The sequence below is a fragment of the Marinobacter sp. OP 3.4 genome, assembly GCF_036224885.1.
Taxonomy (GTDB): domain Bacteria; phylum Pseudomonadota; class Gammaproteobacteria; order Pseudomonadales; family Oleiphilaceae; genus Marinobacter.
The window spans coordinates 38,187-53,797 of record NZ_JAVVLT010000065.1; the positions used below are offsets into that span (position 1 = coordinate 38,187).

At 64.0% G+C, this 15,611-nt stretch carries 13 protein-coding genes; 8 read left to right on the top strand and 5 right to left on the bottom strand.

Annotated features, from left to right (window positions below; translation table 11 throughout):
• The first annotated feature begins 143 nt into the window (after positions 1-143).
• Together RO069_RS12010 and RO069_RS12015 are read left to right on the top strand one after the other, a co-directional pair.
• Positions 144-1,868 (top strand): autotransporter assembly complex protein TamA, encoded by a 1,725-nt coding sequence (locus tag RO069_RS12010; RefSeq protein WP_328187769.1) that lies wholly within the window; start codon positions 144-146, stop codon positions 1,866-1,868.
• Positions 1,865-5,617, top strand: coding sequence for a translocation/assembly module TamB domain-containing protein (locus RO069_RS12015; protein ID WP_328187770.1), 3,753 nt, complete (start codon positions 1,865-1,867; stop codon positions 5,615-5,617). The genes RO069_RS12010 and RO069_RS12015 overlap by 4 nt, the downstream gene beginning before the upstream one ends.
• Before the next feature lie 7 nt (positions 5,618-5,624).
• Here the strand turns inward: RO069_RS12015 and RO069_RS12020 are convergent, their stop codons facing one another.
• Genes RO069_RS12020 through RO069_RS12030 form a run of 3 tightly spaced genes read right to left on the bottom strand, consistent with a single transcriptional unit; the run spans position 5,625 to position 8,096 of the window.
• Positions 5,625-6,332, bottom strand: a complete 708-nt coding sequence (locus RO069_RS12020; protein ID WP_328187771.1) for an SIMPL domain-containing protein — start codon at positions 6,330-6,332, stop codon at positions 5,625-5,627.
• Positions 6,333-6,358: 26 nt separating this feature from the next.
• Positions 6,359-7,102 (bottom strand): gamma-glutamyl-gamma-aminobutyrate hydrolase family protein, encoded by a 744-nt coding sequence (locus RO069_RS12025; RefSeq protein WP_328187772.1) that lies wholly within the window; start codon positions 7,100-7,102, stop codon positions 6,359-6,361.
• Complete coding sequence (locus RO069_RS12030; protein ID WP_328187789.1) at positions 7,095-8,096, bottom strand: amidoligase family protein; 1,002 nt, start codon at positions 8,094-8,096, stop codon at positions 7,095-7,097. The genes RO069_RS12025 and RO069_RS12030 overlap by 8 nt, the downstream gene beginning before the upstream one ends.
• A 267-nt stretch (positions 8,097-8,363) precedes the next feature.
• Between RO069_RS12030 and lexA the strand changes: the two genes are divergently transcribed.
• A complete protein-coding gene (gene lexA, locus RO069_RS12035) occupies positions 8,364-8,972 on the top strand; it encodes a transcriptional repressor LexA (RefSeq protein ID WP_328187773.1) in 609 nt (202 codons plus the stop codon).
• Positions 8,973-9,045: 73 nt separating this feature from the next.
• A complete protein-coding gene (locus RO069_RS12040; protein WP_328187774.1) occupies positions 9,046-9,567 on the top strand; it encodes a cell division inhibitor SulA in 522 nt (173 codons plus the stop codon).
• Positions 9,568-9,646: 79 nt separating this feature from the next.
• Here the strand turns inward: RO069_RS12040 and RO069_RS12045 are convergent, their stop codons facing one another.
• Both RO069_RS12045 and RO069_RS12050 read right to left on the bottom strand, forming a co-directional pair.
• A complete protein-coding gene (locus tag RO069_RS12045; protein WP_328187776.1) occupies positions 9,647-9,907 on the bottom strand; it encodes a hypothetical protein in 261 nt (86 codons plus the stop codon).
• Between the two features lie 29 nt (positions 9,908-9,936).
• Positions 9,937-10,410, bottom strand: a complete 474-nt coding sequence (locus RO069_RS12050) for a DUF6586 family protein (protein WP_328187778.1) — start codon at positions 10,408-10,410, stop codon at positions 9,937-9,939.
• A gap of 189 nt (positions 10,411-10,599) precedes the next feature.
• Here RO069_RS12050 and RO069_RS12055 point away from each other — a divergent pair, with 189 nt between their 5' ends.
• From RO069_RS12055 to RO069_RS12070, 4 genes are all read left to right on the top strand, one after another.
• Positions 10,600-10,929 carry an SOS cell division inhibitor gene (locus RO069_RS12055; RefSeq protein ID WP_328187779.1) on the top strand — a complete coding sequence of 110 codons (330 nt, stop codon included), beginning with the start codon at positions 10,600-10,602 and terminating at the stop codon, positions 10,927-10,929.
• 235 nt (positions 10,930-11,164) lie between these two features.
• Positions 11,165-12,619: a sigma-54 dependent transcriptional regulator gene (locus RO069_RS12060; protein WP_328187781.1), complete on the top strand. Its 1,455-nt coding sequence runs from the start codon at positions 11,165-11,167 to the stop codon at positions 12,617-12,619.
• A gap of 142 nt (positions 12,620-12,761) precedes the next feature.
• Entirely contained in the window at positions 12,762-14,036 is a 1,275-nt protein-coding gene (locus RO069_RS12065) for a sensor histidine kinase (protein ID WP_328187782.1), read from the top strand.
• A 24-nt stretch (positions 14,037-14,060) separates the two neighbouring features.
• Positions 14,061-15,530, top strand: a complete 1,470-nt coding sequence (locus tag RO069_RS12070; protein ID WP_328187783.1) for a sigma-54-dependent transcriptional regulator — start codon at positions 14,061-14,063, stop codon at positions 15,528-15,530.
• Positions 15,531-15,611 lie beyond the last annotated feature (81 nt).

Consider the following 15,611-nt stretch of genomic DNA (forward strand, 5'->3'; position numbering starts at 1 on the left):
TAACAGACTAGCGTATTTGGACGTTCACGACGAACCTGTCACGCAGCCGACATTGTCCCCATACCGGCCCATTCAACACCACAGGCCGTCGGCGACCGGAGTGGAATTTGCTAATCAAACAATTATCAGGAAGATACCGGAGCTTGAGTGTCCTCCTCAAGTTACTTTTTCGGGTAGCCCTGGCCCTGGTGCCGGTGGTCGGTTCCGCCAACCAGGTGGATATTCGTATGGAGGGCGATTACCCGGACCTGCTGCAGAATGCCCGGGCGTTTGTCGGCGAGGTGGAGGGCCATGACCGGTCCTCCCTCCGCCGTTATGGGGACACCGTGGAAGAGCGTATCCAGCAGGCTCTGCGTGCCCTCGGCTATTACAACCCCGCCATTGCCCGTGAAATTCAGGAGGGCGATCCACCGATGCTGGTGATGACCGTCACCCCTGGTGAACCGGTGCGGGTGGTCTCCCGGGAGGTAACGATTACCGGTCCGGCCAGCGACGATCCCGAATTCAGCGCCCCCTTTCCCCAGCGGCCCGCAGTAGGGGATGTGCTGAATCACGGCCAGTATGAATCGCTCCGCCAGGCCATCAGCAGCCGTGCTTCCCGTCTGGGATACTTCGACGGCAAGTTTGAGGAGCGCAGGCTGGCGGTGAACCCGCAAACCCGGGAGGCGGAGATTCGGCTGCGGTTTGCCAGTGGTGAGCGTTATCGACTGGGGGAAGTCACCTTCAACGAGGACCACGTATTCGAACCCTCGTTCCTGCGGCGGTTTGTCGAGTTCGAACCCGGCATCCCGTACCACGCCGACAAGGTGGCCGAGTTGAGTTCCAATCTGTCCAACAGCGGTTATTTCTCCCAGTCCCTGGTGACGGCGCCCCCCAACGAGGCGGTTGACCGCGTGATTCCGGTGTCCGCCAAAGTGAGTGAGCGGGAACCCCGTTCCGTCGGGGTCGGTGTCGGCTACTCGACGGACGTGGGCCCCCGTTTCCGGGGCAACTGGGAAGAGCACTGGATCAATGCCGAGGGCCACCGGCGGGGCGCGGACACGGAACTGTCGGCGCCGCGGCAGAACCTCACCGGCTGGTATGAGATCCCACTGGATCCGCCGATGACGGATTCGTTGCGTTTCGGGGTGGGCTATCAGCGAGAGGATATCGAGGACGTCGAATCCGAGCGGTTCAGTGTGGGCACCCAGTGGAAACATGAAATGGACAACGACTGGACGCGGGTGCTTTCGCTGCGTTGGGAGCGGGAGCGTTTCAACATCGGCGATTCCGAGTCCGGCACCACGCGGCTGCTGCTGCCGGGTGTGTCTTTCTCGAAGCTGGAATCCGACTCACCGATTGATCCTTCCCGGGGGTACCGGCTGGGGCTCGACGTCACCGGCGGACTGAGGGAATTCTTTTCAACCGTTGATGTCCTGCAGGTCACCACCCAGGCCAAGGGGCTGATCACCCTGGCCGATAACCATCGTTTCCTGGGCCGGGTTGACGTTGGCGCCGTTGCCACCAATGATTACTCCGCCATACCGCCGTCCCTGCGTTTCTTTACCGGTGGCGACCAGAGTGTCCGTGGGTACGGCTACGAGACCCTGACACCGGAGGATTCGGACGGCGCCGGCGTTGGTGGGCGCTACAAACTGGTGGGCAGTGTGGAGTACCAGTACGAAGTGGCGGACAACTGGCGGATTGCCACCTTTGTGGACAGGGGTAACGCTATCGACAACCTGGCGGATCCGCTGGCCACCGGTGTTGGTGTCGGGGTGCGCTGGATCAGTCCGGTGGGCCCCCTGCGGCTGGACATCGCCAAGGGGCTGGATGAGGAATTCGGCGGTGGCTGGCGACTGCACTTTTCCATGGGGCCGGAGCTATGAGCAGGGTGACATCAGCGCTGAAAACCGGGCTCAAGTGGCTGCTGATCACCCTGCTGGTGATCCTGCTGCTGGTGGTAGTGCTGATCGGGGCGATCCTGGCTGCCTTGCGTTCCGACCCTGGCACCGCCTGGGTACTGGAGCGGATTCCCGGGCTGGAAACCACAGACGCCCGTGGTTCCATCCTGGGGGAGTGGCAGGCCGGCCAACTCACCTGGCAGGGCTACGGTGTGAGTGTGGAGGCCGAATCACCACTGATCCGCTGGCGGCCGGCCTGCCTGTTGCGCCAACGGGTCTGCCTGGAGCGCCTGGAGGCGGATGCCCTGGACGTCACCCTGTCCGATACCGGGGCGGAAGAGCCCCAGGAGGAGGGCGGCCTGATCGAACTGCCGGACATCGCCCTGCCGGTGAACCTCGATGTCGGCTCCGTTGAGCTGGGCCCCTTCCACCTGAACGACACCCTGGTCTGGGATCGACTGACCCTGGGTGCCGAGGGTGGCGGTTCCGACTTCCACATCCGGGAACTCACCCTGGTGCGGGACGACCTCTCGGCGGCGCTGGATGGTCGTATTGAAACCCGCGGTGACTGGCCGCTGGCGGTGAACCTGGACCTGCAGTTGCCGCCACCCTCCGGAGACCAGTGGCGGGTAAGCGGCGAGTTCCGGGGCAGTGTGCGGGACCTGCGCACCAGCCTGGTTTCGTCCGGCTACCTGGATGGCCGCCTGGACGGCGAACTGTCTCCCCTCGACCCGTCGCTGCCGGCCTCCCTGGAGTTCCGGTCGGACCGCTTCCATGCCCTGGAAACCCTGCCGGAAACCCTCACGCTTGAGGACTGGACCCTGACCGCCCGGGGCAACCTGGAGAACGGCTATCGGCTCAAAACCCGGGCCAACCTGCCGGGCCAGCAGGGGGATATCGGTCTCGATATCTCCGGCCGGGTGACCCAGTCGGAGGCGGATCAGTTGCAACTGACCCTGAGCGGCCCCTCGGTGACCGGGGAAGGCCAGGCCGAGCTGTCGGTGGACGGGCAGGTGTCCTGGGAGGATCAACTGACGGCGGAGGCCCGGGTGGCCATGGGGGCCTTCCCCTGGTATTCGCTGTTGCCCGACGTGCAGCCACCGCCAGTCACCATCCAGTCCCTGGAGGCCAGTGCCGGGTATGCCGAAGAGCAGTATCAGGCCACCCTGAACCTGAAGGCGACCGGCCCCATGGGAGACAGCACCCTGGACACCCGGATCGACGGTGACCTGCAATCCGTGAAACTGACCGAACTGATGATGACGACCGGTGCGGGAAGTCTGCAGGGCGAGGCCGAGGTGGGCTTCGCTGATCGCCTGGACTGGCAGGCGGACCTGACCCTGCAGGATTTCAACCCGGGGTTCTGGGTGCCTCAGGCCACCGCAAGCATCAGTGGTTCCGTGGATTCCCGGGGTCAACTGGATGCGGAAGGCCGGCCGGATTTCACCGCCAACTGGGACCTGGACGGGCAATGGCAGGAGGCACCACTGGCCAGTCAGGGACAGGTGGAGGCCTCCGCCGGGCAGTGGCGGATTCCCGAGGTGCTGGCGAGCATCGGCGAGAACCGTGTCACCGCCTCGGGGCAGCTACAGGACCCGCTGGGGCCGTCGGGGGAGCTGTCCGTGGAGGGCGCCCTGGAGCTGCCGGAGCCGGGCCTGATTGTGCCTGGCCTGTCCGGCACCCTGAACGGAACCGTCTCCCTGTCGGGGCCCATCCGGCTGCCCCGGGGCAACCTGGATCTCTCTGCCAGCGGACTGGCCTGGCAGGACCAGGTCAGTATCGGGAGCCTGGACCTGCAGGCCCGGCTTGATGAGTCACAGTCACTGGAAGCGGGCTTGACGTTATCCTCCCTGCAGTCGGGTGGACAGACCGTGGAACAGGCCGAGGCCGACCTGCAGGGCACCCTGGATGATCACCGCCTGGCGCTGTCGGTACAGCATCCGGAGGCGGTGGTGGAGGCCGCCCTGTCCGGTGCCTGGCAGTCCGCGGACGGTGGCCAGTGGCGGGGGCAGCTTGCCAGCGGCGAGGTGGACCTGACCGGGCCGGATCAGACCTGGCGGCTGGAGGAGCCGGCCACCATCGACTTTGTCGACCAGACACTGACCCTGGGGGCCCACTGCTGGCGATGGCAGGACAGCACACTCTGCGCCGGCGAGCAGACGCTGTTTCCGGATACCGCGCTGGCACTGGAGATCAATGATTTTCCCACCGCCACCCTGGCGCCACTGCTGCCGGAAACGGTGAGCTGGAACGCCATGATCAACGGTTCCCTGGATGTTGAACTGGCGGAGGATGGCCCCCGTGGCACCGTCCAGTTGGGAGCGGGCCCCGGCGACGTGGTGGTGACCCTGGGGGAGGACCAGGAAACCCTGGACTACCAGACCCTGGACGTGACGCTGGATATGGAGCCCCGGGTGGCCAGGGTGACACTGCGGTTCGATGGCCAGGATGTGGGCAGGCTGTCGGTGGACCTGTCGGTGGACCCCACCGCGGAGGACCTGCCGGCCACCGGCTCCTATGACCTTGAGGGGGTTGACCTGGAGATGCTGGGGGCCTTCGTTGACCTGGAGGACATCGGCGGCCAGATCGCCGGCTCCGGTCGTCTGGAAGGGCCGCTGATGGCTCCCCAGGTATATGGGCAGGTGTCCCTCACCGGGGGGCGGCTGATCGATGAGAAGGTGCCCATCCCGGTGGAGGACCTGAACCTCCAGGCCAACTTCAACGGCAGTCAGGCGGACCTGGAGGGAAGCTGGCAGAGCAATGGCACCGGGCGGGGCGAGATTGGTGGCAGCGTGGACTGGTCCGGCGAGCCCCGGTTCACCGTGACCCTGAACGGCGAGAGGTTGCCCCTGCACTACGAACCCTACGCGGACCTGGAGGTCTCCCCGGACCTGGAGATCCGAATGGCTGACGGCGGACTGAGTGTTGCCGGCCGGATTGCCATCCCCAGGGGGCGTATCGAGGTCCGGGAGTTGCCCGAGCAGGCGGTCGCGGTATCCGATGATGAAGTGATCGTCGGCGATGAAGCGGAATCCGAAGGCGGTCTGTCGCTGAATATGGACGTGACCGTGGTTGTGGGGGAGGAAAAGGTCAGCTTCGAGGGCTTCGGTGTGACCGGGGACCTGGAGGGGGAACTGAATATCGGCAACGACATGGACACCCGGGGTTCCCTGCAACTGGTGGATGGGCAGTACGAGGCCTTCGGCCAGGAGCTGGAGATACGACGGGCGCGCCTGGTGTTCCTGGGGCCGGTGAGCGAGCCCTACCTGGATATTGAAGCCATTCGCGAGGTGGACGATGTGGTGGCCGGCATCCGCCTGTCCGGCCCGGCCCGGGAGCCGGAGACCGAGGTGTTCTCGGAACCGGCCATGTCCCAGAACGAGGCCCTGTCGTACCTGATCCTGGGGCGCCCCCTGCAGAGCCAGGGAGACCAGAACCAGGTCAGCCGCATGGCGCTGGCCCTGGGCCTGAACCGTGCCAGCGGAATCACCCGGGGTCTCGGTGAGGCGTTCGGCATCAAGGACCTGACCCTGGAGGCGGAGGGGTCAGGCGAGGATTCGGCGGTGGTGGCCAGCGGCTACCTGACCGAGGACCTGAGTATCCGCTACGGGGTGGGGCTGTTCGAGCCGGTGACGACCGTGGCTCTGCGCTATGACCTCGGGCGCTATTTCTACATCGAGGCCGCCAGCGGACTGGCGGCCTCACTGGACATCTTCTACAACCGGGACTTCTGAGCCCGGCTCATTCCATGGTGAAGGTGGCCTGGACCGTGGCATTGATGTCCCGGGGCCCGACTTCGCTGACCGTATCCGCCGTTGCCGAGGCCTCCTGCATGCGCATCATGATGGGGCCGCCACCGGACGATTGCAGGTTCAGGGACTTGACCTCCCCACAGTCCATGCCGAGCTGTTCCGCCGCAAACTGGCAGCGGTCCCGGGCGTTGCTGATGGCCTTGGCCAGTGCATCCTGCTGGAGCTGCTCCTCGTCGGAATGGAAGAACTGGTGCTGGCCCAGGTTGTAGTTCATACCCAGGTCCTGAGCCCTGGTAAGCACCGGGTTCAGCAGGGTCAGGTCATGGACCTCAAAGCTCACGGTCTGACTGGCGACGGCGATGGTCTTCGGTTCCTCCGATTCGCCATTGCGGGGATGGTGCTGCCGCTGGTAGAGGTGGGCCGAGGCGTCGCTGTAGTCCACCAACTGGTCGCGGATATCGGTAATGCTCTCACGCCAGCGTTCCATCACGGCCCGCACCTCGCTGATAGCCTTGTCGGAATCCTCGTGCTCCGCGGTGACGGTGAAACTTAGACGGGCGCTGTCGGGTATGTACCTTACCTTTCCCTCGCCGGTCAGGCTGACCTCGGCGGGGGCGGCCAGGGCGGGTGCCACCGGCAGGACCAGGAGGGCGGCCAGGGCTGGGGTGCCAATCAGGCGGGTGATACTGCGGGTCATCGGTTTCTCCTTAATGATGTCGACAATCAGTCCGTCGGTTCGGGCAAGTCTTCCCGGACCAGGCGGGCAAGTTTGAGTTGCTCGGCGGTATGCACGAAGTCCGAAAAAATGCGCCGATGGGGGCCGTGGTAGAGCAGGTATTCCGGGTGCCATTGCACCCCCATCAGCCATTGCCCGTGGGTGTTCTCAAACGCCTGGACAAACAGGTCGTCGTCCAGGGCGCTGACCCTGAGCCCACGGCCAAGCCACTGGATGGCCTGGCTGTGGATGCGGTTGGCGCCGATACTTCGCGACCTTATGATCCTGCCAAGCCGGGTTGGTTCCACCACGCGAATCCTTTGCAAGGGTAGCAGCAGTGGTCGATGGCGGGTATGAACCCTTAGCGGGGTCACGTCCTGGCACAGGGAGCCGCCCCGATACACGTTGATCAGTTGTGCGCCACGACATATCCCCAGTACCGGCAGATGCAGTCGTTCTGCTTCCCGTAGCAGCATCTGGTCAGTGCGGTCCCGCTTGCGGTCGTACCGGGCCTTAACCTGGGGCTGCTGGCCATACAGGTCGGGGTGGATATGGGTGCCGCCGGACAGCACGATGCCATCCAGCAGGGACACGTCAATGTCGCGTCCCGGGCGGATGAAATGGGTATGGGCCCCGTAAAGCCGCAGCCCCAGGCTGATCAGCCGGTCCGAGGTGCGCCGGCGGGCGGGGCCACTGATGCCAATGGTCAGCCCCGGCACCTCCCGGTCGTCGTCGGTATGAGGGTCAGACATAGCCCCGGTTCTCCAGCCATTGCTGACAGCGGCTGCGCCAGGTGCTGGTCAGGTTCCTGAAGGACAGGGTCCGGCCCTCACGGAACAGGTCGTTCAGTTCCTTCTGCTGTTTGGGGTGCGACACGATCTGCTCCAGCACCACCCAGTCGTTCCAGACCGTGGAGAAGTGCCAGGCCGGGTTGTCGATATCACAGTCCGGCAGCCGATAATGAAGCGTTGGCCTGGACTTGATCCGGGGGTCGTCCACGTACTCCGCAAGCAGGTCCGCATCCAGGTGGGCGAACAGTGGCAGCAGGTCCAGGGCCCGGTTGCGGGTGGGGTTGTCCTCCAGGTAGTCACGCATCAGGCCCTCAAGGTCCGGCGAATAGTCCTCCGCGATCAGGCGGTCCACATAACTGCCGGCCCAGGGTTCGATATAGTTGGTGAGCTTGCGGCTGAAATCCAGCTGGTGGCGGCCCTTGAGCCAGTCGTAGAGGGCGGCGAAGGTCTGCAGGTAGCGGCGCAGGGTATCCGCATCCAGGTTCGGCAGCTCGGGGTTGAGCTGGAGGCCGAAGGCGTAGAGGATGGCCTCCCGGCTGCCGACGGCTCCGGCTTCCCGCAACCGGTCCGACAGCACCTCGATGGTATCGAGCTGGTCAAAGGGCACCGGCGGCGAGACGATCTCCAGGGGTACCAGGCGTTCGGCGGCGTAGTCGATCATTTCCATGGCATGGCCGCCAAGCTCCCGCAGGGACTCCGGCACCCGTTCATCCCGCAGGTCCAGGTCCTTGATGGGGTCGGAGTCCAGCTCAACGGTGAATTCCCCCAGCGGCGTGTCCACCTTGCTCACGTACCGGCCGCTGTTGCGGGCGGTTCCATCCAGGATGTCCGCGGTCAGGGATACCAGCTTCTCGTAGCCCAGGCCCGAGATTTCGATCTCCACTCCCACTCTTCTGGTCTTTCCGTCCCGAGTGGTCATCACGTCGGGCATCCTGCAGCGACTGGCCATGGGCATTGCTCCCCAGTTTGGGTTGATGGTGGTTAGTCTGTCCATCCCGGTGGCCGGGGTGGTCTGTTGCTTTGAAAGACGCTCCGCCGTGAAGGACATGCCGGCTTCGAGCATACAGGGGTTTACACTGGATAAAATACTGTATAAAGTCTTGGTTACTGTATATAACCCCAGCATCGGCGGACACCAGTCCTGCCATTGTGCCAGAAATGGTACCGGAGATTGTGCCGGAGGAAGGCCGGGGCAGGGAACTGCCACAGGAGAGAAAGCGCCATGAAACTGACTGCAAGACAGAGCCAGGTACTGGATATCATTCGCCGCTACGTGGATGAGACCGGCTATCCGCCGACCCGGGCGGAAATTGCCCTGGAACTGGGTTTCCGTTCCGCCAACGCCGCCGAGGAACACCTGCGGGCACTGGCCCGCAAGGGTGCCATCGAGATGGTACCCGGCACCAGCCGTGGCATTCGCCTGCCCGAGGAGGAGGAAGACCCCGGCCTGCCGGTGGTCGGCCAGGTGGCGGCGGGTAACCCGATCCTCGCCCAGGAGAACATCGAGGACTACTGCAGCCTGCAGCCGGAGTTCTTCCATCCGTCAGCGGATTACCTGCTGCGGGTCAGGGGGATGAGCATGAAGGATATCGGCATCCTGGACGGTGACCTGCTGGCGGTGCATCGCACCCAGGACGTCCACAACGGTCAGGTGGTGGTCGCCCGGGTGGGGGAAGAGGTGACGGTCAAGCGTTTCCGCCGCGAAGGCCCCCAGGTGCAGCTCATCGCCGAGAACGAGGAATTCGAGCCGATTGTGGTGGACCTGCGTGAGCAGGAATTGGTGATTGAAGGGCTCGGGGTCGGCGTGATTCGCCGTTCCGACCTGCACTAGACGATTAAACCTGCACCAGACGAATAAAACAGTGGCCCCGGGCAAGGGGCCGCAGCGAATCCGGGAGGATCTCATGGAACAGTTGGGTTTGAGCATGAATATGGCCGCCATGCCTGCAACCGGCGCGATGGCGCCGCAGGCGGCGGTGCGGCCCCGGCGGTTGCATGCCGATGGGTCACCGGTTTCTTCCGGTCCGGCCCGGGTCGAGGCGTCCGGTCAGGCTCCGGCAACCGGCACGCCCCGGGCGAATGTGACGGAAGTCATCCTGCCGCCGGGTCAGGTGGAGAACTTCCAGTTGCTGCTGCCAATGCTGACGCAACTGAACCAGGAGCGTCGGTGGCTGGCATGGATTGATCCACCTCAGGAGCTGGTCAGCAAATGGCAGACCATGCACGGCATTGTCGCCAGTGAGCTGCTGGTACTGAGGTCCTCCCGTGACTATTCAGCCTTTGAGTTGGCGGAACGGGCCCTGGGCGCCGGCACCTGCCACGCCGTGGTGATGTGGACCAGCCGCCTGTCCAGTCATGATTTCGGCGCCCTGGAGCAGGCGTCGGCGCAGGGGCAGAGCCACGGAGTCATCCTCCGGACCCGGTAGCCGTTGCGTTGCGGGGAAGCAGCGTGCCTCGGGGCGTCAGGATGTAGCATGGCCCGACCGCGCCCCGGGCGCCTGCCATTCAGTGAAGGGTATGGTGGGCGTGAGGCTCGAAATCTTCCGGATCGGCATCCTCCCACTCGACGGCGTCGTTGATCTGTCCCACCGCCTGGATGCCGGCGTCGATCATGGCGCGGGCAACGGTCATATCCCGGTTTTCCATCAACTCACGGGCCTCCTGGGAGAAGGATATCCGGACCAGGGGCGCTGAGTCGTCATCCACGCGCTTGAGGGCGTAGTCGCCGTTGTTCAGTTGTACGATTTCAAAGAATGAAGGTGACATAGAATCCTTACTTCAGGCTTGGATGGCGGTTACCACTCGGCGTGCCGCTCACCCAGGTCGTTAACAAGTGTTTTCATGGCTGCCAGGGTGTCCAGCAAGCCCTCCGCGGAACGATCCGGGCCGGTGGCCGCGGATATCGCGATGACGTTATCCTCCGATACGTTCTTCTGCTGCTTTGGCGGCTGGTTCTGGGACAGTTCCAGTTGATCCAGGTGGTGCCACCAGCTATCGGGGGTACGGGACAGCTCGCCCAGGACCTCGGCGTCCGGTGTATCCGCGATCAGCGTGGACAGTTCTGCCAGGGAGCTCGGCATGGCGTGCTTGTCCTGGTGATAGCGGGCTACCAGGGCAAGCAGCAACTGCCGTGCGCGCAGGGACAGTTCGATCGCCCCCTGGATACAGGCCTCCCGCTCAGTGGTGGAAGCCTGATTCCGGGCGGACCGGGCCAACTGCGTGGCCAGGTAGATTTTCTGGGATACCAGGGACTGCCACTGTGATGACATGACGTACCAACCCTCGTGTGTCTGTCGTGTGACCTGGATGCGGAATAAACGTCCAAGTTTACCAGAACGTGGAGGGAATTTCTTCGTTATCGGGTGTTATTGTACGGTCGAAAGGTCAGGACTTTTGCGGAGGCCGGCCTGTATACTCGCGGATATAACCGGATTCCAGAACCAGCAAGGGGAGATGTCATGTCCGATGAAGCCAATCAGGCGCTGGCGCGCCTTGATCAGCGTATTGCCGACCTCTGGGAGGCATTGCAGGCCAGTGACTGGGACCGGTTGGCGGATCTGAATCGTGATGTCCGCAATCTCGTTGATCCGGTGATGAAGGCCCTGGAGCGGGAGCAGTTGCCGCTGGAGGCGGTCCAGCAGCGGCTCTCCGAACTGGACGGCTTTGTCCGGGAAGCCGATGCCGCCGCCCGGGAGGCCCGGGACGAAGCCCGGGATGCGCTGGAGCAGGCGGGCCAGAACCGCAAGGCGGCCAATGCCTATGCCAGGGTGTCGAGCCGTAACCGGTGATCCGCATTCCTTGGCGAGGTCGGGTACCCGTCGGGATGGGAGCGGTGACAGATCCGCACTGGTCCTTTGCGTCATAAAATTGACTCTCTCTCCGTTAACGTCTTAAATACCGCACAAATAATCAAGACTCCGTAGCCTCACAGGCGCCGGAAGAAGAGCGTGCGGAAACTGCCGTCCCCGACAGGTGTACCCGCACGGAACCACAACGCTGCGCTGACCAAGAGATTTCATCTGCATGTCGATGACCGATACTGTGCTGGTATTGAGCAAGGACGCGTCACGAGCCAGAGATCTGAAGACCATTCTTGAATTTGTGGGCGAGGAAACCGTCCTGGATGACGGGCCTTCCCGCGATTTACTGACCACCGATGATGAGCAGGCCCGGGCCGACCTTGGGGTGGCGATTATTGCCAGCGAGGAGCCGGCGGATGTTGTTGATGACATCGGCATGGTGTGCAGTGCGGAACCTGGCCTGCCGATCCTGGTGGTGGGTAATCCGGACCTGGAGGCCCTGGACGACGATTGCCGGGAGCGGGTCATTGCGCGCCTTGAGTGGCCACCCAACTACACCAAGTTCGTGGATTCCCTGTACCGCGCCCAGATTTTCCGTGACCAGTACCTGCGCAGCCGTGGTCGCGGCCCCGGGCAGCAAAGGGGCATCATGCTGTTCCGCAGCCTGGTGGGAACCTCCCGCAGCGTCAAGGGCGTGCGGGAACTGATGGCGCAGGTGGCGGACAAGGACGTCAGCGTGCTGATCACCGGCGAGTCCGGTACCGGCAAGGAAGTGGTGGCCCGCAACCTGCACTACCACTCCCCCCGCCGCGAAAAGCCCTTTGTCCCGGTCAATTGTGGCGCGATACCGGCGGAACTGCTGGAGAGCGAGCTGTTTGGCCACGAGAAAGGGGCATTCACCGGCGCCATCACTGCCCGGGTCGGGCGTTTCGAGTTGGCGGAAGGGGGCACCCTGTTCCTGGATGAAATCGGCGACATGCCCCTGAACATGCAGGTGAAGATCCTCCGCGTCCTGCAGGAGCGCACCTTCGAGAAGGTGGGCAGCAACCGTACCCAGAGTGCCGATGTGCGGATTGTTGCCGCCACCCACAAGAACCTTGAGGACATGATCGAGAAGGGGGATTTCCGGGAGGACCTCTACTACCGGCTCAATGTCTTTCCCATCGAGATGCCGGCGTTACGGGAACGGGCGGAGGACATTCCGCTACTGATCAACGAACTGATTGCCCGCATGGAAAAGGAAAAGCGGGGCTCCCTTCGACTCAACTCCGCCGCCATCCTGAGCCTGTGTCGCCATGACTGGCCCGGCAACGTGCGGGAGCTGGCCAACCTGGTGGAGCGCCTCGCCATCATGCATCCCTTTGGCGTGATCGGTGTGCAGGAGCTGCCGAAGAAGTTCCGCTACGTGGATGACTATGACGAGACGCCGGTCATGGAGGACAGCACCATGCCATCGGGCGTGCCGGGCCTGGTGGGCCTGGACGCCCCGGCGCTGCTGCCGGTCAACGGCATTGACCTGAAGGACTACCTGTCGAACCTGGAAAAGCAGTTGATCCAGCAGGCCCTGGACGAGACCAACGGGGTGGTCGCCCGGGCTGCGGAGAAGTTGCGTATCCGACGGACCACGCTGGTGGAAAAGGTTCGCAAGTACGGTCTCCGGGAGGAAGAAGAGGGCTGACGGTTTTTTGTCAGCTTCCTCTCTCAATCCGGTTCCAATTCTATTTTTCTCTTCTTACCCATTGTAAATAAAGAAGAAATATTACCTGGCACGGCTCCTGCTAATTCGCCCCTGATTCATTACATTATGGTCAGGGGGAAGCATGAGACAGTTCCAGACGGCAATACCTGCCTCCCGTTCCGGGGAGTCCGGCTCGGCGACCAACGCGGCGGCCGAAGCCAATGACAAGGTAACCGCGCTGTTTCCATCGCAGAATGAGGATGCCGCCGTCGATACGGCTCTGGACCTGTTCAACCAGATGTCACGGCAGATTACCGACTCCTACCGCACCCTGGAGTCCCGGGTGAACCAGCTTTCCGGTGAACTGACCGCGGAGACCCGCCAGCGCCAGCACGAACTGGAGGAGAAGGAGCGGCTGGCGGATCGCCTGTCGACGCTGCTTTCCGCACTGCCCGCCGGTGTGATTGTGCTGGACAGCCAGGGCGCCGTGGCCCAGTGCAATCCCGCAGCGGTGGCGCTGTTGGGGGAGCCGCTGGAAGGCGAACGCTGGGTGAGCGTTATCCAGCGCTGCTTTGCCCCCCGGCGGGACGATGGCCATGAGGTGTCCCTCAAGGATGGCCGTCGCGTCAGCATCGAGATCCGGACCATGGAGAATGAGCCGGGCCAGTTGATCCTGCTGACCGACCTGACCGAAACCCGCCAGCTGCAGGCCCAGCTTGCCCATGCCCAGCGACTGTCGGCCATGGGCCGCATGGTCGCCTCCCTGGCCCACCAGATCCGTACTCCACTGTCGGCGGCGATCCTCTACGGTGGACACCTGTCCCAGCCGGACCTGGACGAGGAATTGCGCCAGCGCTGTGCCGACCGCCTGATGTCCCGGCTTACCCACCTGGAGTCCCAGGTGCGGGACATGCTGACCTTTGCCCGGGGTGAGACCCGTCTTGCGGAGGCACTGTCCTCAGGGCAGGTGGCGGAAGGTCTGCAGGCAGCGGTGGATGGGCTGAAACTGGCCGATGATCAACAGGTCATGGTCAGCGCCGACGGTCCGGAGGTCCCCCTGATGTGCAACCGCGAGGCCCTGGTGGGGGCCTGCATCAACCTGGTGAACAACAGCCTGGAAGCCGGCGCGAAGCAGGTGGCCCTGACCCTGGTGGGTACCCGGGACGAGCTGGAGATTGCCGTGGTGGACGATGGCCCGGGCTTTCCCGGGGACAAGGTCAACGAACTGATGGAAGCCTTCTACACCACCAAGTCCCACGGCACCGGCCTTGGGCTGGCCGTGGTGCAGGCAGTGGTCAAGGCCCACAACGGGCAGTTCAGCCTGGCTGCCATGCCCCGGGGAGGCGCCTGTGCGTCGATCCGGCTGCCGGCGGCCCGTACCACTACCGCGCCCAATAACCAGACCACACATTCCTGACAGGAAGGATAGTCGGAGGACGTCATGGCCCGACCCCAGATTCTTATCGTTGAAGACGACCACGACCTGCGTGAAGCGCTGGTCACCACCCTTGAGCTGGCCCGTTTCCGGGTGCGGGAAGCCGCCACCGGTGAAAAGGCCCTGGAAGAACTGGCCCGCGGGCCGGTGGATATGGTGGTCAGCGACGTCAACATGCCGGGCATGTCCGGCCATGATCTGCTGGCGGAAGTGCTGCGGCATTATCCCGGCCTGCCGATGATGCTGATCACCGCCTACGGTCAGATCAGTGATGCCGTCAACGCCATGCAGACCGGTGCCATCGATTACCTGGTCAAGCCGTTCGAACCCCAGGTGCTGGTGGACGCGGTGGAGAAGGTGATCGGTGCCGGTGCCCGCCGTAACCGTCGGAGCGACGACCCGGTGGCGGAAGATCCCATCAGCAAGCGTCTGTTCCAGTTGGCGAAGAAGGTGGCCGCCAGCGACTCCACGGTGATGATCTCCGGGGAGAGCGGCACCGGCAAGGAAGTGCTGGCGCGGTTTATCCACCAGAACTCCAGCCGTGATGATCAGCCGTTCGTGGCCATCAACTGCGCGGCCATTCCGGAGAACATGCTGGAGGCCATCCTGTTCGGTCACGAGAAGGGGGCGTTTACCGGCGCCCATGCCTCGTCACCGGGCAAGTTCGAGCAGGCCAATGGTGGCACCATCCTGCTGGACGAGATTTCGGAGATGGACCTGGGCCTGCAGTCGAAACTGCTGCGGGTGCTGCAGGAACGTGAAGTGGAGCGGGTCGGCGGACGCCGCACCATCAACCTGGATGTCCGTGTCCTGGCCACCACCAACCGTGACCTGGCGGAGTACGTGCGAGAGGGCAAGTTCCGGGAGGACCTGTACTATCGCCTGAGCGTGCTGCCCATGCATTGGCACCCGCTGCGGGACCGCCCGAGGGATATCCTGCCCCTGGCGGAACACCTGTTGCGCCAGCACAGCCGCAAGATGAAGCTCACCGGCGTCAGCCTGGGGGCAGATGCACGCCAGGCACTGCGGCAGCATTCCTGGCCTGGCAATGTGCGGGAACTGGATAATGCCATCCAGCGGGCCCTGGTACTGCACCAGGGCGCGGAGATCCAGGCGGAGGACCTGTGCCTGGAGATGGGCATTACCGGCCTTGGTGGCTCGCCCCGGCCTTCGGCGGCCATGGCACCGTCACAACCGGCCCATGCCGGAACCGACGTGGCCGACACGGGCTCCGTGACGCCTGTGGAGACAGTCGCCGCAACACCGCCGGAACTGGAGGACGATGGTGGCTCCCTGGGAGATGAAATCCGCCGCCGGGAGTTCCGCATTATCATCGACACCCTCAAGCGTGAGCGGGGCCGCCGCAACCGTGCCGCGGAACAGTTGGGCATCAGCCCCCGGACCCTGCGCTACAAGCTCGCCCAGATGCGGGACTTCGGCATCGACCTGGATGCCGAGCTGGCCATGGCCGGCTAGCCAGTCAGCCCTTCCTGCTTCCCCATGGCGCCCTGCGGGCGCTCCCCCTCTCCCTGGCCCTCTCCCTCGTTGGGGAGAGGG

Coding starts and splice junctions, on each gene's coding strand:
- RO069_RS12015 (WP_328187770.1), top strand. CDS start 1,865: ATGAGCAGGGTGACATCAGCGCTGAAAACCGGGCTCAAGTGGCTGCTG.
- RO069_RS12020 (WP_328187771.1), bottom strand. CDS start 6,332: ATGACCCGCAGTATCACCCGCCTGATTGGCACCCCAGCCCTGGCCGCC.
- RO069_RS12025 (WP_328187772.1), bottom strand. CDS start 7,102: ATGTCTGACCCTCATACCGACGACGACCGGGAGGTGCCGGGGCTGACC.
- RO069_RS12030 (WP_328187789.1), bottom strand. CDS start 8,096: ATGCCCATGGCCAGTCGCTGCAGGATGCCCGACGTGATGACCACTCGG.
- lexA (WP_328187773.1), top strand. CDS start 8,364: ATGAAACTGACTGCAAGACAGAGCCAGGTACTGGATATCATTCGCCGC.
- RO069_RS12040 (WP_328187774.1), top strand. CDS start 9,046: ATGGAACAGTTGGGTTTGAGCATGAATATGGCCGCCATGCCTGCAACC.
- RO069_RS12045 (WP_328187776.1), bottom strand. CDS start 9,907: ATGTCACCTTCATTCTTTGAAATCGTACAACTGAACAACGGCGACTAC.
- RO069_RS12050 (WP_328187778.1), bottom strand. CDS start 10,410: ATGTCATCACAGTGGCAGTCCCTGGTATCCCAGAAAATCTACCTGGCC.
- RO069_RS12055 (WP_328187779.1), top strand. CDS start 10,600: ATGTCCGATGAAGCCAATCAGGCGCTGGCGCGCCTTGATCAGCGTATT.
- RO069_RS12060 (WP_328187781.1), top strand. CDS start 11,165: ATGTCGATGACCGATACTGTGCTGGTATTGAGCAAGGACGCGTCACGA.
- RO069_RS12065 (WP_328187782.1), top strand. CDS start 12,762: ATGAGACAGTTCCAGACGGCAATACCTGCCTCCCGTTCCGGGGAGTCC.
- RO069_RS12070 (WP_328187783.1), top strand. CDS start 14,061: ATGGCCCGACCCCAGATTCTTATCGTTGAAGACGACCACGACCTGCGT.